The 22070-nt window shown below is 33.0% G+C and carries 17 protein-coding genes; 13 read left to right on the top strand and 4 right to left on the bottom strand.

Annotated elements, in window-relative coordinates; all coding sequences use genetic code 11:
- The first annotated feature begins 45 nt into the window (after nt 1-45).
- The 6 genes from LPB248_RS12740 (at nt 46) to LPB248_RS12765 (ending at nt 10598) form a co-directional block, all read left to right on the top strand.
- A complete protein-coding gene (locus LPB248_RS12740) occupies nt 46-642 on the top strand; it encodes a lipoprotein signal peptidase (protein WP_177211779.1) in 597 nt (198 codons plus the stop codon).
- A 142-nt stretch (nt 643-784) separates the two neighbouring features.
- Nucleotides 785-3943 (top strand): UvrD-helicase domain-containing protein, encoded by a 3159-nt coding sequence (locus LPB248_RS12745; RefSeq protein WP_177211780.1) that lies wholly within the window; start codon nt 785-787, stop codon nt 3941-3943.
- 85 nt (nt 3944-4028) lie between these two features.
- Nucleotides 4029-5222: a glycine C-acetyltransferase gene (kbl, locus tag LPB248_RS12750; protein WP_177211781.1), complete on the top strand. Its 1194-nt coding sequence runs from the start codon at nt 4029-4031 to the stop codon at nt 5220-5222.
- Between the two features lie 113 nt (nt 5223-5335).
- Entirely contained in the window at nt 5336-6799 is a 1464-nt protein-coding gene (locus LPB248_RS12755) for an OmpA family protein (RefSeq protein WP_177211782.1), read from the top strand.
- Nucleotides 6800-6863: 64 nt separating this feature from the next.
- Nucleotides 6864-9626 carry a PD-(D/E)XK nuclease family protein gene (locus tag LPB248_RS12760; RefSeq protein ID WP_177211783.1) on the top strand — a complete coding sequence of 921 codons (2763 nt, stop codon included), beginning with the start codon at nt 6864-6866 and terminating at the stop codon, nt 9624-9626.
- Nucleotides 9627-9923: 297 nt separating this feature from the next.
- Entirely contained in the window at nt 9924-10598 is a 675-nt protein-coding gene (locus LPB248_RS12765) for an ATP-binding cassette domain-containing protein (protein WP_177211784.1), read from the top strand.
- A gap of 6 nt (nt 10599-10604) precedes the next feature.
- On the opposite strand, the gene LPB248_RS12770 is transcribed toward LPB248_RS12765, so the two are convergent.
- The gene (locus LPB248_RS12770; protein ID WP_177211785.1) at nt 10605-10748 is read right to left on the bottom strand and encodes a hypothetical protein; all 144 of its coding nucleotides are present in this window, start codon (nt 10746-10748) and stop codon (nt 10605-10607) included.
- Nucleotides 10749-11020: 272 nt separating this feature from the next.
- On the opposite strand from LPB248_RS12770, the gene LPB248_RS12775 reads away from it, so the two are divergent.
- Both LPB248_RS12775 and LPB248_RS12780 read left to right on the top strand, forming a co-directional pair.
- Nucleotides 11021-11356, top strand: coding sequence for a hypothetical protein (locus LPB248_RS12775; protein WP_255462942.1), 336 nt, complete (start codon nt 11021-11023; stop codon nt 11354-11356).
- 26 nt (nt 11357-11382) lie between these two features.
- Nucleotides 11383-11757 (top strand): hypothetical protein, encoded by a 375-nt coding sequence (locus LPB248_RS12780; RefSeq protein ID WP_177211786.1) that lies wholly within the window; start codon nt 11383-11385, stop codon nt 11755-11757.
- A gap of 83 nt (nt 11758-11840) precedes the next feature.
- Here LPB248_RS12780 and LPB248_RS12785 read toward each other — a convergent pair whose 3' ends face one another.
- Nucleotides 11841-12617: an alpha/beta fold hydrolase gene (locus tag LPB248_RS12785; RefSeq protein ID WP_177211787.1), complete on the bottom strand. Its 777-nt coding sequence runs from the start codon at nt 12615-12617 to the stop codon at nt 11841-11843.
- A 28-nt stretch (nt 12618-12645) separates the two neighbouring features.
- Nucleotides 12646-13188, bottom strand: coding sequence for a sigma-70 family RNA polymerase sigma factor (locus tag LPB248_RS12790; protein WP_177211788.1), 543 nt, complete (start codon nt 13186-13188; stop codon nt 12646-12648).
- 164 nt (nt 13189-13352) lie between these two features.
- Between LPB248_RS12790 and LPB248_RS12795 the strand changes: the two genes are divergently transcribed.
- The 3 genes from LPB248_RS12795 to LPB248_RS12805 all read left to right on the top strand — a co-directional run bounded on the left by LPB248_RS12795 (nt 13353) and on the right by LPB248_RS12805 (nt 19895).
- Complete coding sequence (locus LPB248_RS12795) at nt 13353-14489, top strand: FecR family protein (RefSeq protein ID WP_177211789.1); 1137 nt, start codon at nt 13353-13355, stop codon at nt 14487-14489.
- 218 nt (nt 14490-14707) lie between these two features.
- Nucleotides 14708-18034 carry a TonB-dependent receptor gene (locus LPB248_RS12800; protein ID WP_177211790.1) on the top strand — a complete coding sequence of 1109 codons (3327 nt, stop codon included), beginning with the start codon at nt 14708-14710 and terminating at the stop codon, nt 18032-18034.
- A gap of 4 nt (nt 18035-18038) precedes the next feature.
- Complete coding sequence (locus LPB248_RS12805) at nt 18039-19895, top strand: RagB/SusD family nutrient uptake outer membrane protein (RefSeq protein WP_177211791.1); 1857 nt, start codon at nt 18039-18041, stop codon at nt 19893-19895.
- Between the two features lie 93 nt (nt 19896-19988).
- Here LPB248_RS12805 and LPB248_RS12810 read toward each other — a convergent pair whose 3' ends face one another.
- Nucleotides 19989-20792: a TIGR00266 family protein gene (locus LPB248_RS12810; RefSeq protein WP_177211792.1), complete on the bottom strand. Its 804-nt coding sequence runs from the start codon at nt 20790-20792 to the stop codon at nt 19989-19991.
- Between the two features lie 179 nt (nt 20793-20971).
- Here LPB248_RS12810 and LPB248_RS12815 point away from each other — a divergent pair, with 179 nt between their 5' ends.
- Nucleotides 20972-21328, top strand: a complete 357-nt coding sequence (locus LPB248_RS12815; RefSeq protein ID WP_177211793.1) for a hypothetical protein — start codon at nt 20972-20974, stop codon at nt 21326-21328.
- Nucleotides 21329-21417: 89 nt separating this feature from the next.
- Nucleotides 21418-21936: a ferritin gene (locus LPB248_RS12820; protein WP_177211794.1), complete on the top strand. Its 519-nt coding sequence runs from the start codon at nt 21418-21420 to the stop codon at nt 21934-21936.
- Nucleotides 21937-22070 lie beyond the last annotated feature (134 nt).

Raw genomic sequence — 22070 nt, forward strand, 5'->3', positions numbered from 1 at the left:
TTTTTTTGATTTAATTGTTATTTTTGCCCATCAAAAAATCATAAAATGTCATTACGAAAAGCGTATTTCCTTATATTTCTAGTTTTAATTGTTGATCAGCTTTCTAAAATTTATGTCAAAACAAATTTCGTTTTAGGCGAAGAAGTTGTAATTGCCGATTGGTTTAGAATTCATTTTATTGAAAATGAAGGAATGGCTTGGGGAACAAAAATACCTGGAGAATATGGAAAGTTAATTCTAACGGTTTTTAGGATATTTGCTGTTGTTGGAATTGGCTGGTGGCTTTCTGATTCAATAAAAAAACGCCATTCTACGTATTTAGTAGTTGCTATTGCATTAATCTTTGCAGGAGCAGCAGGAAATATTATCGATTCTGTTTTTTACGGAGTTATTTTTGATGATAGTACTCATAATCTTGCAACAATTTTTTCTCCAACTCCATACGGAACTTGGTTTCATGGTTTGGTAGTAGATATGTTCTATTTTCCTATTTGGGAAGGAAATCTTCCTGAATGGCTTCCTTTATTTGGCGGAAAACATTTTGCATTCTTTAATGCTATTTTTAATGTAGCCGATGTTGCAATTTCTACTGGTGTAGGTATACTTTTGGTTTTCAATAGAAGAGCTTTCCCAAAACACTAATTATTTTTAAAAATACAAGATAAAAAATTCCAAATTCCAATATTTGTTTGCAATTAGTGCTTCAAAAATTGGGATTTGGAATTTTTCATTATTGGGATTTAATATTTAATTGTACTATTTTTACAATACTAAAACCAAACTTATGCAAAGTCCGTCTTTTTCCATTTATGATGCTTCTGCGGGATCAGGAAAGACGTATACTTTGGTAAAAGAATATTTAAAAATTATTCTTTCTTCTCCAAAAAACGATGCATATAGAAATATTCTAGCCATAACTTTTACCAATAAAGCGGTTCATGAAATGAAAAGCCGTATTGTTGGAAATCTGTCCGAATTTGCAAAAGACGATCCGTCTCCAAAAGCGGCGGATTTGATGGAGGATCTTTCTCGCGATACTGGGCTTTCAATTATTAAAATTAAAACCAAGTCGCAGCAAATTATTAAGCACTTAATTCATAATTATGCTGCTTTTGATATTTCTACCATTGATAAATTTACCCATAAAGTTATCCGTGCTTTTGCACACGACTTAAATCTTCCAATGACTTTTGAGGTTACATTGGATACCGAAAATTTATTGGTTGAAGCTGTTGACGCCATTATCGCACAAGCAGGCGAAGATGAAACTTTAACCAAATTGCTCATCGATTTTACAATGGAAAAAACCGATGACGATAAAAGTTGGGATATCTCACGAGAAATTCTCGATACTGGTAGATTGGTTCTGAATGAAAATAATCGAAACGAAATTCTGCATTTTCAAAACAAAACAATTGGAGAGTTTGTCGAAATTAAAAAGAAAATGCAAGCGCTTTGCAAAGAGCTGGAACAAACGAACGAAGGTCTTGCAACGAAAGCAATTGAATTAATTGATAAAAACGGAATTGATCAAAAATCATTTTCAAGAGGAACTTTTCCAAATCATTTGCAAAGTATTCGAGACGGAAAGTTTAATCCAAAAAATAAAACCTTTCATGAGTTTGATGATATTGCCATTAATAAAACGGCAAAGGATCGAGCTTTAATCGAAAATATTATTCCAGAATTACTTCAGATATTAAAAGAGGTTTATCAAAACTTTGAAAAAAGAGATTTCTATAAAGCTTTTCTAAAAAATATTACGCCACTTTCTTTGCTGAATACAGTAAGTAATGAACTTGCAAAAATTCAATCGGAACAGAATGTATTGTCAATTTCTGAATTCAATGCGATTATTCATCGCGAAATTCAGAATCAGCCAGCACCTTTTATTTACGAACGTTTGGGAGAGCGTTATCGTAATTTCTTTATTGATGAATTTCAGGATACATCAGAAATGCAATGGCAGAACTTGATTCCACTGATTGATAATTCGCTTTCTGGTTTGGATGATTTTGGAAATAAAGGAACTCTGATGATTGTTGGAGATCCGAAACAATCTATTTATCGCTGGCGCGGAGGAAAAGCAGAACAATTTATCGAATTAAGTAAAGAAGAAGTAGCTTTTTTCCATCATGAAAAAGTAGTAAAACATCTAGATACTAACTACAGAAGTTATAGCGAAGTTATTGAGTTTAATAACGCTTTTTTCAAATTGATTTCTAGTGAATTTTCTAATGAAGATTATAAAAATCTGTATGAGAATCATAGTTTTCAAAATACTAATTCAAAAAAAGGCGGTTATGTAAACATTTCCTTTCTTCCAATTATTGATAAAAATGACTTTGCAGATGAAGACGATGTGGTGGAGAAATCAGATTTGTATGTTTTAGCTACTTTAAATACGATTCAAGAAGTTGTTAAGCAAGGTTTTGAATATAAAGATATAGTAATTCTGACCAGAAAAAGAGATCAGGGAATTGCAATTGCAAACTATTTGACGGAACAGGGAATTCCTCTGCTGTCTTCAGAAACTTTGATGATTCAAAATGCGTCGGAAGTTCGTCTTATAATTCATCTTCTTAGGTATTTAAATAATAGCTCAGATTTAGAGTCAAAAGCTAACTTTTTACATTTCTTAGCTTCAACCAAAGATTTGTCTATGCCTATCCATGATTTTATTGCAATGGGAATGAATCATAGATTTGAAAAAGATTTTGAAGAATGGCTTCTAACGTTTGATGTTTCTTTTTCTTTTGAAGATGTTCGAAAAAAATCTTTGTATGAAGCAGTTGAAATTATTATTTCTAAATTTATTCTTCCGTCAGAAGGAAATGCCTATGTGCAGTTTTTTCTGGATATTGTTTTAGAAAGAGATATTAGAAACCAAGCTGGAGTTGCAGATTTTCTAATCTTTTGGGATAAGAATGCAGAGAAATTTAGTATTCCGTCTCCAGAGGGAAATAATGCTGTTCGAATCATGACCATTCATAAATCAAAAGGCTTGGAATTTCCAGTTGTAATTATGCCGTTTGCAGATGAAGATTATAATCGAAAACCAAAAGACAAATTGTGGCTTGATACCGAGGAAATAGATTTAGGGATTCCAAAAGCATTGGTTGATAATAGTAGTGCAGTTGAAGGTTTTGGAGAAAGTGCATCGGCAGTTTTCAATTTGAAAAAGCAAGAAGAACTTTTAGATAATATAAATGTACTTTATGTTGCACTTACTCGTGCCGAAGAGCAATTGTATGTTATTTCTCAATCGTTGAAAGCTAAGGCTGATGGTGAGTATCCAAATAATATGGCTTCCTTTTTTATTAAATTCTTGATTAATGCAGGGGTTTATGATGAGGAAAAATTGAATTACGAGTTTGGAAATAAGACTAGGCTTTCAAAATCTTCTAAAACGGTCGATATGGTTAAATCGATTCCGATCGTAAGAGAGGTTTTGAATCCTAAAAACATTAAAATCGCCCAACGTGAAGCTTTAATGTGGGGGACGCATCAACAAGAAGCAATTTCGTATGGAAATATAGTGCATGAAATTTTGGCTTTTGTTAAAGATAAATCAGATATTGATTTGGCGGTTGCAAAATCGCTAGAAAACGGTTTGATAACTTATGATCAAGTTGATCAAGTGTTGCAGACCTTGAGAGAAATTGTAAATCATCCAGAACTTAATATGTGTTTTGATGGAAATCACACTGTATTGAATGAGCAAACGATTGTTCAGAAAGAAGGAAGGATTTTAAAGCCTGATCGTGTTGTGTTTTTAGATAGCAAAGAGGCTTATCTACTAGATTATAAAACAGGGGTGTCTAATGCTAAGTATCAGCAGCAAATTCAGGAGTATCAAGATGCAATTGAAGATTTGGGGTACAAGGTGTTAAAAAAAGCTCTAGTATATATTGGAGAAGGAATTGAAGTAGTAAATTTGTGAAAAAATTAATCAGATGTTAAAGAAAAAACGAAGCTTTATTTTGGTTAAGTTGTTAATTTTTAACGTTTTAAATAAATAAAAAAAAATGTACGGTAAAATAAAAGAGCATTTGCAAAAGGAATTGCAGACAATTGAAGAAAATGGAATTTTCAAAAAGGAAAGAATCATCACTTCTCCGCAAGGTGCTGAAATTACAATTTCGACAGGAGAAACAGTGTTGAACTTTTGTGCGAATAATTATTTAGGGCTTTCTTCGCATCCAGAAGTGGTCCAAGCGGCTAAAGATGCAATGGATAGGCATGGTTTTGGAATGTCGTCTGTGCGTTTTATCTGCGGAACACAAGATATTCATAAAACATTAGAAAAAAAGATTGCTGATTTTTACGGTACAGAAGATACCATATTATATGCAGCGGCATTTGATGCTAATGGAGGTGTATTTGAGCCTTTGTTGGGCGAAAATGATGCAATTATTTCAGATAGTTTAAATCACGCTTCTATTATTGACGGGGTACGTTTGTGTAAAGCGGCTCGATATCGTTATGAAAATAATAATATGGAAGATCTAGAGCAGCAGTTAATAAAAGCAAATGAAGCAGGAGCTCGTTTTAAATTGATTGTAACTGATGGAGTTTTCTCTATGGATGGATTAGTTGCGCCATTAGATAAAATTTGCGACTTGGCTGATAAATATGATGCGATGGTAATGGTGGATGAATGTCATGCAGCTGGTTTTATCGGAGCGACTGGAAAAGGAACTCTTGAAGCAAAAGGAGTAATGGGAAGAGTAGATATCATTACAGGGACCCTTGGAAAAGCTTTAGGTGGTGCTATGGGTGGATATACTACTGCGAAAAAAGAAATAATCGAATTGTTGCGTCAAAGATCAAGACCTTATTTGTTTTCAAATTCATTGGCACCAGCAATTGTTGGAGCTTCAATTAAAGTGTTTGAATTATTAGAAAAAGATACTACGCTTCGTGATAAATTAGAGTGGAATACCAACTACTTTAAAGACGGTATGAAAAAAGCTGGTTTTGATATTATTGATGGAGATTCTGCAATTGTTCCTGTTATGCTATATGATGCAAAATTATCTCAGACAATGGCTAATGAACTTTTGAAACAGGGAATTTACGTTATTGGATTTTTCTTTCCTGTGGTTCCAAAAGACAAAGCAAGAATACGAGTACAGCTATCTGCAGCCCATGAAAAAGAGCACTTAGATAAAGCTATAAATGCCTTCACAGTTGTCGGTAAAATGTTAAAAGTTATATAATTACCACTTCAGTTAAATTTTTGTAGGTTTTTTTTAACATTTCATTTTGTATTTAAAAAATTTGGTGTTACTTTTGCTTGTAATTAACTAAATTGTAATTAAAAAAATTAAGTATGAAACATCTTAACAAACTTTTAGTTGCTGTATTGATGGCGATGGGTTTAAGTTCTCACGCGCAAGACAGTAACAATCCATGGGCGATCTCTTTCGGGGTTAATGCTGTGGATACTAGAACAAGTTCAGGAGCTGGTCATGGGTTTTTTGATCAACACTTCTCTCAGCCTTTCGCTGTAAAAGACAACTGGAATATTCTTCCATCTCTATCTTACATTGGAGTAAATAGATATGTAGGGCATGGTTTCTCAGTTGGTTTACAAGGATCTGTAAACAAAATTGACAAATATGTTACTTTTAATCCAACTGCTCCAGGGCATGATGGAAGAGGTAATGTTGTAACTAATCCTGGGGACTTAATGTACTACGGAATTGATGCTACTATTAAATATAGCTTCCAAGAATTAATCAAATCTAAAGTGGTTGATCCTTCGTTATCTGTAGGTGGTGGTTATACTTTCTTCGGAGATAGTAGTTTTGGTACAGTTAATCCAGGTGCTGGTGTTACTTTCTGGTTTACTGATGCTATTGGTCTTGAGCTTGCTACAAGATACAAATGGGCAGTTAGTGGTGATAGGCAAGATGCTAATGGTACTCCTGATGCTGTTTCTCACTTCCAACACACTGCAGGTTTAGTTTTCAAATTCGGAGGTAAAGATACTGACGGAGACGGAATCTATGACAAAGACGATGCTTGTCCAGATGTTGCTGGTTTAAAACAATTCAACGGATGTCCTGATACTGACGGTGACGGAATCGTTGATGCTTCTGATGCTTGTCCAGATGTATTTGGTTTAGCTGCATTAAACGGATGTCCTGATACTGACGGTGACGGAATCGCTGATAAAGATGACGCTTGTCCAGATGTTGCTGGTTTAGCTGCTTTAAAAGGTTGTCCTGATACTGACGGTGACGGAATCGCTGATAAAGACGATAAATGTCCTACAGTTGCTGGTCCTAAAGAAAATGGTGGTTGCCCATTCTTAGATGCTGATAAAGATGGTGTTGCTGACAAAGATGACGACTGTCCTACAGTTGCAGGTCCTGCTAGTAACAGAGGATGTCCAGAAGTAACTTCTGAGGCATTAGAAGATCTTAAAGTTCAAGCTAGAGCAATCTACTTCAACTCAGGAAAAGCTACTTTCAAAACTGGTGACAAAGAAACTCCAGCTAGATTAGATGCAATTAAAGAAATCCTTAAAAACTATCCAAACGCGAAATTCTCTATCGAAGGACACACAGATAGTACAGGTTCTGCTAAAGTGAACGACAAACTTTCTCAAGAAAGAGCTGACGCTGTGAAAAATGCTTTAATCGAAAGAGGTGTTAATCCAGAAAACTTAGAAGCTAAAGGATTTGGATCTTCTAAACCAGTTGCAAGTAACAAAACTGCTGCAGGTAAAGCACAAAACAGAAGAACTGAAATTAGACACATTGGTTCTAAATACCAAGGAAAACTATAATTTTAGTTTCTAAATAAAAAGGAAAAGCCATTCTTAATTGAATGGCTTTTTTTATTTTTATACTATGGTAAATGATTCTTTTCTTCAAAAAATTGCCTCTATCGTAATTCAGGATTATGTAGGGAAACTTTCAGAAATAACTATAATTCTTCCTAACAAAAGGGCAAAAGTTTTCTTGATTGAAGCGCTTAAAAACGAAACTTCAAAAACGATAATTGCACCACAGATTACTAGTATAGAAGATTTTGTTCAAGATGTTGCGTCAATTCGTTCTATTGATTCGATCGAGCTTTTGTTCGAATTCTATGAGGTATATTTATCCATTACAGAAAAAAATAACCAGCAGTCATTTGAGTTGTTTGCAAATTGGGCCAAAACCCTTTTGCAGGATTTTAATGAAATTGACCGTTATCTTTTAGATCCTTCACATGTATTGTCTTATCTAAAAGATATTGAAGATATAAAAAGATGGGGTCTTGAAGTTGATCAAAAAACAAAACTTTTAGAGAACTATATTGATTTCTGGAAATTACTCCCGATTTATTATGAGTCTTTATATAATCATTTGCTCTTTAAATCGATTGGATATCAAGGACTGATTTATCGAGAAGCGGTAAATAACTTGAATCATTTTTCAAATACGATCGGAAATCGCACTTTTATTTTTGCTGGATTCAACGCTTTGAATGCTGCCGAAGAAAAAATTGTGCAACATTTATTGGCGCTAGATCAAGCGAAAATTTATTGGGATGCAGATCAGTCATTTCTAAATGATCCATATCACGATGCAGGGCTCTTTTTGAGACGTTTTAAGGAAAGTTGGAAATATTATAAGTCGAATGTTTTTGAATGGATTGTTGATGATTTTTCAGAGTCCAAAAACATTCAGGTTATTGGAACTCCTAAAACAATTGGACAAGCCAAATTGGCTGGAAGTATAATTGAAAATTTAATCGATCAAAATCCCGATGCTTCTTTAGATAAAGTTGCAGTTGTGCTTGGCGAGGAAAACTTATTAGTCCCGGTTTTGTATTCGCTTCCTGCTTCGGTTGGAGCGCTAAATATTACAATGGGATATTCGGGAAAGAATAATCCATCGCAGATTTTTGTTGCTAAATTATTTAAAATGCATACCAATGCACTTTCCAGAAAAGGCGGAAGTTATGTTTTTTACTATAAAGATGTGCTTGATATTTTAACGCATCCTTTGGTTGAGCCTTATGCAAATGCACAGAGGCTGGTAAGAATTATTAAAGAGAATAATTATACGTTTATTACACATCACAAAATTTTGGAACTTCATCCAGAACCTTCGAGTTTTTTCAATTTGTTATTTGAAAAATGGGAGAGTGGGTCTATTGCGGTTTTAAAGAATATTTCGGCTTTACTAATTGCGATCAAGGAGCATTTTAGCAATGATAATGAAGAAGAAAAAATAGCAAAAGCTTTTGTCTATGGTGTTTTTAAAGTAATTAATAAGCTAATAAATTACTATTCAAAACATCATCACATTGATAATATAGATACGCTACATTCGATTTACAAGCAAATTATAGATTTGGCAGAGGTGTCTTTTGAGGGCGAGCCGTTAAGAGGTTTACAGATAATGGGAGTTTTAGAAAGTCGTGTTTTAGATTTTGAAACAGTGATTATAACTTCTATGAACGAAGGGAAATTTCCTGCTGGAAAATCTCAGAATTCATTTATTCCCTATGATGTCAAAAGAGAGTTAGGGCTACCGACATTTAAAGAAAAAGATGCGATTTATACGTATCACTTTTATCATTTGCTTCAAAGAGCGAAAAATATTTATTTGATTTACAATACAGAAAATGACGGATTGGATGCTGGTGAAAGAAGCCGTTTTATTACGCAGTTGGAAGTAGAAAAAAAATCACGTCATAATCTTACTTTTGATATTTATAATCCGGAATTACCTAATTCGGCCTATGAGCCTATTTCTGTTCCAAAATCTGAGTTGGTAATGGAGCGGTTGAAAGAAATTGCCATTAATGGCTTTTCGCCGTCTGCATTGACCAGTTATATTAGGAATCCGATTGAGTTTTATTTTCAAAAAATATTAAGAATTCGTGAAGTGGAAGAGGTTGAAGAAAATATAGCCTTGAATACTTTGGGTACGATTATTCATGAAGCTTTAAAAGCGCTATACGAACCTTTTATAGGGAAATTTATTTCGGAGACAGATCTTATGAATTGTTTCAAATTATTGGATGATGAAGTTTTGAAGCAGTTTAAACTAGTTTACAAGGAAGGAGAAATCAAAAAAGGGCGAAATCTTCTGGCTTTTGAGGTGGCAAAACGAAATGTTTCTAATTTTCTGAAAATGGAATTAGAGTCTGTAAAGAATAATGAAGCGATTCAGATTATTGCTTTAGAACAAACTTTTGAGCGCGAGTTTGTTCATCCGAAACTGCCATTTCCTGTTTTGATTAAAGGAAATGTCGATCGTATTGAACGCCGAGATGGAAGAATTAGAATTATTGATTATAAGACAGGAAAAGTTGAGAAGACTAATGTAATCTTGAAAACATGGAACGGATTAACTCAAGAGCTTAAAAATGATAAAATAATTCAAGTTTTAGCGTATGCCTTTATGTTTGAAAAAGAAGCAGGCGAACTTCCTATCGAAGTGGGTATTATTTCATTCAAAAACTTAAAATCTGGTTTTTTACCTTTTGGATTCAAAGAAGAAAAAGAGTTAGATGTGATAGTAACGCCACAGATATTGAATTCTTACTTGGAAGAAATTGCTAATTTGCTGAGTGAAATTTTTGATGTTAACATTCCTTTTGAGGAAAAAATCTAGAAGTCTTATCAGTAAATTTCAAAATATATTCGAGTTTTATAAAACTACTTTGGCTGTGAATTTGACTTTCTCTGCTGTTGCATTTCTTTTTGGTGGACTTGATCATTTTTTAGTGATGATTGTCACGCTTGGTTTTGTGTTAAGCATTGGTTTTAAGGAGGTATATCGACAACATGAATATCTGTTTTATATGAATAATAGAATATCAAAGAGAACGTTGATATTTTATAGTTTCTTATTAAATCTTTTTGTTATGCTCCTGTTACTGGTAGTTTTAATCTTATTTCAAAAAATATTTTGAAAAAGCACATTTTAGAAATAAGTGGTATTCAAAAAAGTTTTAATAATAAATTATTGCTTTCGGATATTTATTTAAAGTTAGAAACAGGACAAATAATGGGCTTGTTTGGTAGAAATGGCTCCGGCAAATCTACTTTATTCAAAATTATATTTGGAATAACATCTGCTTCGGGTAAAAGTGTTTTTATTGATGGGATTTCGAAAAATAATGTTTTTTCATTGCTAAGTGAAATTAGTTATCTGCATCAAGGTCAATTTATTCCAAATCATTTTTCAGTTTTGCGGGCTATTTTGTTGTCTGTTGATAAACAAAAAGCAAGTCTTGTTTGTGAAGACGATTTTTTAAAATCTATTTTAAATCAAAAAATTAGGAATTTGTCTTTTGGAGAATTGAGGTATCTTCAAGTTAAATTGATCCTTTTTAATGATTCAAAGTTTGTGTTGTTGGATGAGCCATTTAGTGGTTTGTCTCCAAAAATGATTGAAATGATATCTCAGCTAATTAAAGAAAATTCTCTCGAAAAAGGAATAATTATTACCGATCATAATTATAGAAAAGTAATAGAAATTTCAACAGATTTAAGTCTGTTGAAAAATGGTAAGTTGCACAAGATCAATGTAAAAACCGAACTTGTAAACGAAGGATATCTCTTAAGTTTGGCTGACCTTTAAACTCTTTTAGCTGAATATTTTTTTGAAAAAACCTTTTTTAGATTTTTCTCCAGGAGCCGAAGTATTAAGGTGTCCGTTTTCAATACGAAATCTTCTAAACCTTTCTAGTTTTACATTTAAGTCAAAGCGTAATTCGTCAACAGTTTTCATTTTTATAAATTTTTTTGCAAAGCTATAGAAAAACTTTTGCCAAATGCAACAATCTGCAAATGTTAATTTTAGAAATGAATTTTATAAAGTAAAATGTTACGTTTTTGATGTTATTTGTTTTTAATGTTAATTTTTTTTGCATTTTTTTTGCAAAAAAATAGGTTTGATTAAGTGATAAATAAAAGTGACTCAATACGTTATACGGCAACTTTTTTTAACAAGTGTTTATCGCACAATTACCAATATTAAAATATCTTTGACGCTCCAAAAACATGACAATAAAGAATATGATTGATTTGCAAACACTAGTAGAAGAGACTGGCGCAGAGTCTGGGCTAAGTTTTAATATTGATGGAATTTTAAACGAGTCTGTTAATTTAGAATACGACGGTAACGTTGCTGCAATGATCGGAATGATTTTAAAGATGTGCCTTGAAATGTCGGAAGACGTTAACAATGGAGATCTTAAACAAGTAATGATCAAGAATAACGACGGAATTGTCGTGGCAAGCAAAAATCAAGATGATAATTGTATTGCGTTGCTTTCTAAAGATTTAAGTAAAATGGGATTATTGCTGAGAAGAATGGATTCTATTTTTAACAACTAATTTAAAAACCAAATATTTTAATAAACATGTCAGATTTTTTACAAAATTTTCAAAACGATTTAAAAGAGAATATTAACGGATTTATTGCTGTTTCTGTTACAGAAGTTGAAACAGGAATGTCTTACTGTTCGCTGACCGTAAAATCGGATTTTGATCCAGAATTGGCTTCGGCTTATAATTTAGAAGTAGTAAAAGCTAAATTAAATGCCATTAAAGCTTTAGGATTAGATCAAAAAATTAATGATATTTTAATTACCCTTACCGATCAGATTCATATTATTGATGTTTCTGAAGATGGAAGATACTTTATCTACTTAGCGGTAGATTCGACTAAAGCAAATCTTGGTTTAACAAGAGCGACTTTATCTAAATACAAAAAAGATATTACTTCAAAGTTATAACGATATTTTGCCCCCAAGAATGAGAAAAAGGCTGTTTCAACCCTAGGTTAGAAATGGCCTTTTTCGATTTTAATACTTAGTTTTTATTCAAAGAAATGTTGTAGTACTGTTTTTAATTCTGTTTTGTTTTCAATCTGACTCATGTGTCCATCTTCAAAAGAAACTAATTCTACAGTTGTGTCTTCAATTTGCAAAAGACTTTCTTCGTAGTTCAAAACAGGATCTTTTTTTCCTAAAATTAATAAAACTGGAAAACGGTTTTCTTTTAAAAGCCACTCTCTGTCTTTTCTAATCTTCATTCCTTCTTGAGAGGCTATAATTCCTTGTAAAGGAGTTTTTAAGGCTTCTGTTTTTACTTCTTCGATTTCTTCAGCCAATCGCGTCCTATTATTTTCGCTAAATAAATTTGCTATTGCTAAGCTAACAAAGCTCACATAGTTTTGTTTTACGGCTTTAATTGCGCGAGTTCTGTTTAGTTTTTTCTCGGCACTGTCTTCTTTTGAAGTTGAATTTAATAAAACTAATTTCTGAATTTTCTGTGGATACAATTCGGCGAAAGCCAAACCAACATAACCACCCATCGAGTGTCCAAGGATTGTTGCTTTTTCAATCTTTAAATGTTCTAAAACGTCATTTACTGCATTTGCATTGTCTTCCATTTCATGAACATAACCTAATGGTTCAGATTCGCCGTGACCTAATAGATCAATTGTGACCACACGATATTTTTCTGAGAAAAATTCAACATAATCTTTCCACATTTTTTTGTTTTCCAGAAAGCCATGAAGTAAGATAATTGCGTTTCCTTTTCCAGTGTCAGAAAAAGATATTTTTGTGTTTTTGTATAAAGTATAACTCAAAATGGAAATTTTAAATAGCAAAAATACGCTATTTTATTAGCCATATGAAATACAGAATAAATTTTAACTGAGAGATATTTTGGGATTCTCTTAAAGAGGCATAAGCTCTTTTCATTTGTGTTTTTACAGTATTTACTGAAATGTTGTTGTCTTCAGCAATTTCCTGATAGCTTAATCCCTCGACAACATGCGATATGAAAATTTCTCTTCTGGATTGTGGAATCTTGTCAATTAGGGTTTGAATTTTTGGTTTCTTATCCTCTTCTATATTTTCAAATGCTGTTGGTTCTTCAGATTTTGGAGTAGCTATTTTGGTGTTTTGTAGGCTAACTGTTTTGTTTTTTTCTAAATATTGCAAACTTAAATTTTTTATAGCTTTTGTCCCGTATGCTTTAAATGAAATAGTAAAATTGAGGCTTTCCTCTTTTTCCCAGAGATAGGTGAAAAAATCTTGAACAATGTCTTTTGCTACATCTTTATCCTTTACAATGTTAAACGAAACCAATGAAAAAAAGATAAAATGGTCTTTGTACAGGGCTTCAAATGTTTTAAAATCTTTATAATTCAGCATCTCCAAATGTCATTTATTTATTTGTAATGGATTACATAATGCCAAATGTAAAATAAAAAGTTATTTATTTTTAATAATGTGTAAAAAAAATCAAAAAATATTGATTTGTTGTCACCCTAAAAATCTTTTTCTGCAACATGATAAAAACCACTATATAAAAAACAATGACTTTAAATTCAAAATTGATTAATGTCCTAAGGCAAATAACGTCTGAAGGAAAATTTGATGCTTCTAAAATAGCATCTTTATCTCCTGAAGAACGGGAATTAATAGAAAATCTTCAAAGTAATGGTTTACTAGAAGAAGCATTAATGTATGCAGAATCGATAGATACAGATAAAAGTTGGGAAGAATTGGAGGAGAGGTTAGATGTGGATAAAAAGATAGCTGTAATTAATTGGAGAAAAATTTTTCAATATGCCGCAGTTTTCATTTGTCTGATAGGTTTAGTTTATGTTTTTCAATATAAAAATGATAAGCAAAAAAATACTATCCCTTCAGATGCCGTTCAGCTGGTTTTGGAAAATGGAGATATTCAGGTTTTAAATCCTAATGGAGAACAGCAGATCATCAAGAAAAATGGAGAAGTGATTGCATCTCAAAAAGAGAATGAAATCAATTATCGTTCGGCTAAATCAATTAATAAATTGGTTTACAATGAAATTAAAATTCCTTATGGTAAAACCTTTAAAATAGAGTTATCAGATGGAACGTCGATAAATATGAATGCTGGTTCTTCTTTGAAATATCCAGTTCAGTTTATAAAAGGTCATAATAGAGAAGTTGTTCTGGATGGAGAAGCTTTTTTTGATGTTGCAAGTGACAAAGCGCATCCATTTATTGTGAAAACAAGAGGAGTTAATGTAAAAGTTTTGGGAACAAAATTTAATGTGAGTTCATACAAAGAAGATAAAGATATTAATACAGTATTGATTGAAGGTTCGGTTAATTTAACAGACTCTCATAATGCAAAAAGTAAAACAATACTTGTGCCCGGCGAAAAAGGATCTTGGAGCAATGAAAAAACGGAGATAGCTGTGGAGAAAGTAGATACCCGTTTTTACACGGAATGGATAAATGGAGAAATAGTTTTTAGAAAAACAGCTTTCAAGGATATTATAATAAAGTTGGAACGCACTTACAACGTCACAATTGAGAATAATAGAACGGATATTTTAGATAAAAAATTTAATGCCAGTTTTAATAAGAATATCGAAAGTATAGAAAAGGTATTAGAAACAATGAGTAAAATTCAAGGCTTTACTTTTAAGAAAGAAGGAAAGCTTATAAAAATAAACTAACTATTTATTAACCAACCAAAAAGAAAACAAATTATGAAGAGGATGTAATTTTTTAAGAAATACTAAAAAGTAAAATCGGAAAATACTACCAATATTTCCCGATTTAAGTGTTTCAAACGACGTATCGAAATTAAATCATTTAAAATCAATCCAAAATTATGAAAAAAATAATTAAGAGGAATTGGCTTAGTCCTTATTTGCCTAAAATTAGTCTAAGAATGAAATTAACCACATTATTACTGATGCTTTCTTTGATGAGAATTCAAGCAAGTGTCTATTCACAAAATACAAAGTTGACATTAAACATAAAGAATGCTCCAGTCGAGAAACTGTTTAATAAAGTAGAGTCTGTCTCAGAATACAGATTTCTTTTTGAAAGCAGTATAATTGACTTAAACAGAAAAGTAACAGTTAATGTAAAGAAAAAGGGAATTAACGAAATACTAGAAGAGGTATTTAAAGGAACCGATATTTCTTATAGCATAAATGATCGCCAGATTATTTTGGTAAAGAAAAAACAGCAAGTACATCTTCTGGAAAAGAGTACAGCTCAAAAGGTTGTAATGGAGCAAGGTATTGAAATTACAGGAGTTGTAGCCGATTCGAAAAATATGCCGATCCCAGGAGCAAATGTTATTGAAAAAGGAACTAATAATGGAGTACAAACCGACTTAGACGGAAAGTTTACCATTCGAGTAAATGGTACAAATAGTGTTCTGGTTTTTTCTTTTATCGGATTTGAAAATAAAGAAGTAACAGTCGGCCAAAGCAAGTCTTTGAATGTGATTTTAAACGAGCAAAATTCGGCACTAAATGAAGTCGTAATTGTGGGTTACGGAGCTGTGAAGAAAAAAGATTTGACAGGAGCCGTAGCAACAGTAAAATCAACAGATATTGTTTTGAGTCCAGTTTTAAGTCCAATGGAAGCACTTCAAGGACGAGTTTCTGGTTTGGATATTCAACGCGGATCTGGACAAGCAGGAACTTCGCCAAAAGTTTTGTTAAGAGGAAACAGATCTTTGACGGCTAGTCAGGATCCGTTATATATTATTGATGGAATTCCTTCAAGCATAGATAATTTGAATCCAAATGATATTGAAAGTATTGATGTTTTAAAAGATGCTTCATCAACTGCAATTTATGGTTCTTCGGGAGCCAACGGTGTTATTATTGTTACTACTAAAAAAGCAAAAGCAGGAAAAACGCAAATTGACTTCAATACTTATTTCGGATTAAATGGTTTCTCTTCTTTTCCTGCTCCACTTACTGGAGATAAATGGTTAAATTACAAACGCGACCGATTTTATTTAGACAATGGTTATGAGGCTACAAGTCTAACCGATTTAGGTTTAAATGCATCTGCAGTAGCAGCGATCGAAAAAGGACAGTATGTAAACTGGATCGATAAAACTTTGCAGGTAGGAACACAGCAAAACCATAATCTTTTTATGAGAGGTGGATCTGAAAAAGTACAGGGCTATTTTTCTTTAGGATATGTAGGAGAAGAAGGAATCTATCAAAACGATAAGGTAAACAGTTTTAATTCTAGAGGAGGAGTTGATCTTAAATTCAGCGATAAATTTAAAACGGGTTTTCAGCTGATTTTAAATTATCGTAAAAACAGCACAACCAATAGTAGAATTAATAAGGCGTATAGCGTTTATCCTTTAGGAGTGCCTTTTGATGAAAATGGTGTTGTAAATCTTTATCCGATAGAAGGAGATCCTAACAACATTAGTATTTTGGCTAATAATTATCCAGGAGCATTTGCTAATGAATCGTTAAGTTATAATGTGCAGTTTAACCCTTATTTGGAGTTTGAATTTGCTAAAAATTTTAAGTTAAGATCTAATTTAGGAACTCGATTTTCGGCGAGCAGAGCCGGGACTTTTCAAAATAAAAATTCATACAATTTATTAGCAGAAGGTAGAACTGCAAGTGAAGCTACTTATAATAATGAGTTAGCCTATAGTTACATTTGGGAAAATATCCTAAACTATAATTTTAAACTTGGTAAAGATCATGATTTTGGTTTGACAGGAATTACTTCTTGGGCAGATAACAGATCTGAAGGAGCCTATTTAGGCGGTAATGGAATTGATTACGATGACTTTCAGTTCTATAATATGGGCGCTGTAAAAAATCTAACTACAAGAATGAATGCTTACAGCCAGTTTAACAGAATGTCATTTGCCGGACGTTTTAATTATAGTTTTAAAGGAAAATATTTGTTTCAGTTAACCAATCGCTGGGACGGAGTTTCTCCTTTGGCAGAAGGTAACAAATGGGCATCTTTCCCATCTGCATCTTTAGCTTGGCGTATTAGTGATGAAAGTTTTATGCAGGGAACGAGTTCATGGCTGAATAATTTAAAACTGAGATTAGGTTATGGTGTTTCTGGATCAGCAAATATTGATCCTTATTCTAGTTTAACGCGAACAGCAACCAAAACAAGTAATCTTTCTCTTGGCGGCGGAACAGCTTTGCCTATGTATGTGCCTACTGAGCATATTTCAAATCCGGATTTAACTTGGGAGCGTTCTACAAATACAAACTTAGGTTTAGATGTTTCTGTTTTGCAAAATAGAATTGATTTGGTAGCCGAATATTATTGGACTCATACAGATGGTATTTTATGGGATCGCCGTCTGCCAACCAGTTCAGGGGGTTACGATGCTAAAACGCCGTATAAGAAAACTTCTAATATTGCAACTTCTGAAAACAGAGGTTTTGAACTTTCGATAAATACTAAAAATATTGACGCTGAAAATTTCAAATGGAATACGACATTCACGTATACACATGCTCAAGAAAAACTGACCAATATTGATTTGGGGAATCTAACAGTGAATGAATTAATTTCTGAAGGACTTTTTATCGGACAAACGCCAGCATCAGGAGGAGTATTTTATGATTACAAAAAAATAGGAATCTGGCAATTAGGACAAGAGACAGAAGCCGCTTTGTATGGTGCTAAGCCTGGAGATATAAAACTGCAGACAGTTCCACAAGTTGATGCTAACGGAGTGTCAGATAATGGCGTACATGTTTATTCTACAAAAGATAGAATGATTGTTGGCAATAATGTTCCAGATTATTTCTTTGGTTTTCAAAATACATTCAAGTATAAGAATTTTGATTTTACCGTATTTGTAAACGGAAGACAAGGCGGTATGATGCGCGCTCAGGTACTTGGATATTGGAACAAAGAAGCGCAGCCAGAAACCTATAGCTACTGGACACAAGACAATCCAACAAACGATTTTCCTAGACCAGGAGGTAGTTTTAATACGCAATTTCAATCGGCATTAGAGCTTGTAGATGCCTCTTACATCAAAATCAAAAATATTACACTTGGATATTCTATGCCCGAAGATTTTCTTAAAAAAACAGGTCTGAAAAATATGAGACTTTATATAACATCTTATAATCCTTTTGTTTTTAGTCGCAGCCATTTATTGAAAGATGTAGATCCAGAAAGCGGAGGATCAGATTCATTCCCATTGTTTAAACAAGTTATTTTCGGTCTCAATTTATCATTATAGTATCATGAAAAAATATATAAACTTAAAATCGGTAATTGTCTTCATGTCTTTTATGGTTGGTTTGCAATCATGCAGTTTAGACGAAAAAAACCTTACCACGGTTTCTCTAGATAAATCCTACAGTGAAAGGCCAGGATTTGAAGGATTAATCAATAGCTGTTATGAAAATTTGTATTTCCTTCACGGAAAAGTAGATTATATTGCGCCCACAGAAGCTGGAACAGATTCTTGGGAAAATGTAAGTACTAGTGGAATTGGTTACGCGCAATACACCAGTCAGTTAAATCCAGATGACGGAAATATTAAAGTAATTTGGGGTACAGCTTATACGACAATAAATCTTTGCAATACTGCTATTTATTATTCAAAAAATGTTAAAGGATATTCTTCCACAGAAGAACTGAATGCCAAATTAGCCGAAGCTTATTTTTTAAGAGCTTTTAGTAATTTCATACTAGTAGAACAATTTGGTGGTGTAGTTTTAAGAACACAATCGTCTATTATTGAAGGAGCAGATAATGCACCAGTTCGTAGTTCTGAAAAAGAGTTTTACGATTTAATTATTGAGGATTTAAAATTTGCCTGTGCCAATCTTCCATTGCAGCAAACTCTACAAGGGCGTGCTGCTAAAAAGGCGGCTTATGGTTTATTGGCAAAAGTGTATCTGCAGAGAACAAGATTAGGAGAAGTTTCAGATTATGCTAAACTAGCTTTACAAACTGCGGAGGAATTAATCAATAATGCAGCAAAATACAATACAGCTCTATATTTAAGTGATAATACTAAATCAGGATTTAGCAAATTGTGGGATGGCAATAATAATAAGAAAAACACAGAATTTTTATTTACACAAGGAATTGATCCCGGAGGTTTAAATCCAGAAGGTTTCAACAGAGGAAGAACCAGACAGTACTATTTGCCAGATTTAGCAACTAGAGGTGCCGAGTGGGGAGCTGGAGCAACCAGTATTTTATACGGAAGAGCCAATAGCCGTATGCTAAAACCTAGTAAATATTTATTGACAGAGGTTTTTTCTCCAGTAGAATCGCCAGCAGATACTCGTTTTGCAGAAACATTCACCTATAAATTTTATGCGGCAGCCAATAAGACAATTACACAGACAATGGCGACTACCTATAAAAAAGATCCTTCTGTGGTAGGTTATACGATTAAAAATACCTTGGCTCAGGCAGTACCATCAATTAATTTTTATTCTCAAAAAATTGAAGAACAAATTAATATGAATAATGATGAAGGTTTGGCTGTTTTTACACCAAATTGGAATATTGATCCTGTTGTTAAGAGCAAAATGCCAATGCTTGTTGTTGATCCTAGCGATATTTTTGAGCCTGGAACCAATAAATATAAAGATCCAGCAATGTATCCAAATGACCCGAATCTTATTAATATGTTTCCTGCTATGCGAAAATTCTCTGCAGCGTTATATTGTCAAAGCAATCAGTATTGGTTAGGAGATATTCCTATTATTCGTTTGGGAGAAGTGTATTTGATTGCAGCAGAAGCAGCTATCTTAAATAGTGATCAAACAAAAGCTTTGACATACGTAAATGCTTTAAGAAAAAGAGCTGCTTTAACTTCTAGAGAAAATGAAATGTTAGTATCAAGCGGACAGATGAATATCGATTTTATTTTGAAAGAAAGAGCAAGAGAATTATCTGGCGAACATACAAGATGGATTGATTTAAAGCGTACTGGAAAATTGACTAAAACCTATTTAGAACAGACAAACCCAATTGCGGGAACAAATTTTGTTGACGGTAAACATACGGTTAGACCAATTCCGAGATCATTTTTGGATGCAATTTCAAATTCTAAAGAATTTGGCAATAACGGTTATTAGAGCACTTTTGGTTAGGTGTTTGGGGCAGTTCGATAGAGCTGCCCTTCTTCTTTATAATCTAGAATGGCTTCCGTTTCTGAAAGCCATTCTAGATTAAAATCTATTATCACCATCCAAAAGATTTCCTAATCCGCCAAGAATGCTGCCTTCTTCTCGGCTGTTTCCGCCTGATCTTGGTGCCGATGCAATAATACGATCGGCTAATCTAGAGAAAGGGAGCGATTGTATGTAAACTGTTCCTGGACCTTTTAATGTGGCATAAAATAATCCTTCTCCACCAAAAATAGAATTCTTGATGCCGCCAATAAATTCAATATCATAATCGACATCTTTGGTAAAACCAATAATACAACCTGTATCTACTTTTAGAACTTCGCCATGACCCAAAACTTTTTTTGCCATTGTCCCGCCAGAATGTACAAATGCCATTCCGTCTCCTTCAATTTTCTGCATGATAAAACCTTCACCGCCAAATAAGCCGCGACCTAATTTCTGCGAGAATTCTATTCCGACAGAAACGCCTTTGGCAGCGCATAAAAATGAGCTTTTTTGACAGATAAATTTGCCTTGAAATTCTGTTAAATCAATCGGAAGGATTTTTCCAGGATAGGGCGATGCAAATGAAACTTTGCTTTTAGTATTGCCTTGGTTTAAAAATGCCGTCATAAACAAGCTTTCGCCAGTAAGAACTCTTTTTCCTGCATTTAAAAGTTTACCAAATAAACCTGATCCCTGTTGCTGAGAACCATCTCCAAATATGGTTTCCATCTGGATATTGTTTTCCATCATCATAAAACTGCCAGCTTCGGCAATTACAATTTCCTGCGGGTCTAGTTCTATTTCGACATATTGCATTTCTTCCCCAAAAATCTGATAATCTATTTCGTGTGCTTGCATGATTTCTTAGTTATTTGTTTTTAAAATTAGACTCTTGATCCTTCAAAACGTTACAGTTTTTTGCGCACTATAACTGTTTTTAAGAACATTAAGTAATTTTGTTATTTTAAATTAGTCTTAATTATGTGTTTAATTACTTTAAATTCTATATTTTTGCACCGTTATTATATTTTATCAGAATGGCATTAGTTAGTGATTTGACCACCAAAGTATTATTTGAAACCGAAAAAGGATACAGTTATCAATGTGATTTGACCAATAGTATAATTATCAATTTTGTTGATACAGTGTCAAGTTATAAAATTCAGGATTTTTTGATTTTTCAAAGAAAGGTTAATAGCGTTGACATTCTTAACATGCTTTATGACTTGTCTGACCAGTCAGATGCACAGCTGATTGAAACTACCAAAAGAAATTTCTCTAGAAATCTTACTATCTGCGAAATAGTGCAGTTGAGAGATTTATTAAACGGAACGAAATTTACTCTTACATTGCATTCTATGCTTTGTAGTGTAGCGGATGTTGAGCTTATTTAGATTCTTACTTAGATTAAATCCAAATTTTCAAGCAGTTACAGATGCCTCCTTTAATTTTTGTAATTTTACACGTATAAAAATTAAAGGTTATGAAAGATTTACTAAGAACACGTACTTCATTAACTGAAGGTGTAGAAAATATATTGAATTTACAGGCAAAATTAGAAAGTGATGCTTCTAACAAATATTTAGCTATGGCAGCATGGTTAGATAGAAACGGATATGCTAATACAGCATCTTATTTGTACAAGCAAGCTGAAGAAGAAAGAGAGCATTTTCTAAAAATTTTCAAATTCATTACAGATATGGGAGGGATTGCAATTACGCCATCTGTTCCAGAAGTGCAGCAAGAATTTGCTTCTTTTAGAGAAGTATTCGAAATTGCTTTGCAAAACGAAATTGCAGTTACTCAGGCGATCAATAAAGTGATTGCAAAATGTAGAGCTGAAAATGATTATGCTACAGAAGATTTTATGATGTGGTATGTAGCTGAACAAAGAGAAGAAGAGAAAAACGCAAGAAGAGCTTTAGAGCTTTTTGATCTAATTAACGGAAATGAAGCTGACGGAAAATTTCAATTGGATGTTCAGATTTCAAAAATCGGATAAATAAACGATTTATATAATTTGAAAAAGAGCTGTCTCAAAAGAGGCAGCTTTTTTTTGTAAGCTTCGGAGAAGCGAAATATTTATAGACAAAAATGTTTTTTACAACATAAAGCTCGAGAGGAGCGACATTCTTT

It is taken from the genome of Flavobacterium sp. LPB0248, assembly GCF_013388355.1.
Taxonomy (GTDB): domain Bacteria; phylum Bacteroidota; class Bacteroidia; order Flavobacteriales; family Flavobacteriaceae; genus Flavobacterium.

Coding starts and splice junctions, on each gene's coding strand:
- LPB248_RS12800 (WP_177211790.1), top strand. CDS start 14,708: ATGAAATTAACCACATTATTACTGATGCTTTCTTTGATGAGAATTCAA.
- LPB248_RS12810 (WP_177211792.1), bottom strand. CDS start 20,792: ATGCAAGCACACGAAATAGATTATCAGATTTTTGGGGAAGAAATGCAA.
- LPB248_RS12740 (WP_177211779.1), top strand. CDS start 46: ATGTCATTACGAAAAGCGTATTTCCTTATATTTCTAGTTTTAATTGTT.
- kbl (WP_177211781.1), top strand. CDS start 4,029: ATGTACGGTAAAATAAAAGAGCATTTGCAAAAGGAATTGCAGACAATT.
- LPB248_RS12780 (WP_177211786.1), top strand. CDS start 11,383: ATGTCAGATTTTTTACAAAATTTTCAAAACGATTTAAAAGAGAATATT.
- LPB248_RS12755 (WP_177211782.1), top strand. CDS start 5,336: ATGAAACATCTTAACAAACTTTTAGTTGCTGTATTGATGGCGATGGGT.
- LPB248_RS12805 (WP_177211791.1), top strand. CDS start 18,039: ATGAAAAAATATATAAACTTAAAATCGGTAATTGTCTTCATGTCTTTT.
- LPB248_RS12790 (WP_177211788.1), bottom strand. CDS start 13,188: ATGCTGAATTATAAAGATTTTAAAACATTTGAAGCCCTGTACAAAGAC.
- LPB248_RS12775 (WP_255462942.1), top strand. CDS start 11,021: ATGACAATAAAGAATATGATTGATTTGCAAACACTAGTAGAAGAGACT.
- LPB248_RS12770 (WP_177211785.1), bottom strand. CDS start 10,748: ATGAAAACTGTTGACGAATTACGCTTTGACTTAAATGTAAAACTAGAA.
- LPB248_RS12795 (WP_177211789.1), top strand. CDS start 13,353: ATGACTTTAAATTCAAAATTGATTAATGTCCTAAGGCAAATAACGTCT.
- LPB248_RS12760 (WP_177211783.1), top strand. CDS start 6,864: ATGGTAAATGATTCTTTTCTTCAAAAAATTGCCTCTATCGTAATTCAG.
- LPB248_RS12745 (WP_177211780.1), top strand. CDS start 785: ATGCAAAGTCCGTCTTTTTCCATTTATGATGCTTCTGCGGGATCAGGA.
- LPB248_RS12815 (WP_177211793.1), top strand. CDS start 20,972: ATGGCATTAGTTAGTGATTTGACCACCAAAGTATTATTTGAAACCGAA.
- LPB248_RS12820 (WP_177211794.1), top strand. CDS start 21,418: ATGAAAGATTTACTAAGAACACGTACTTCATTAACTGAAGGTGTAGAA.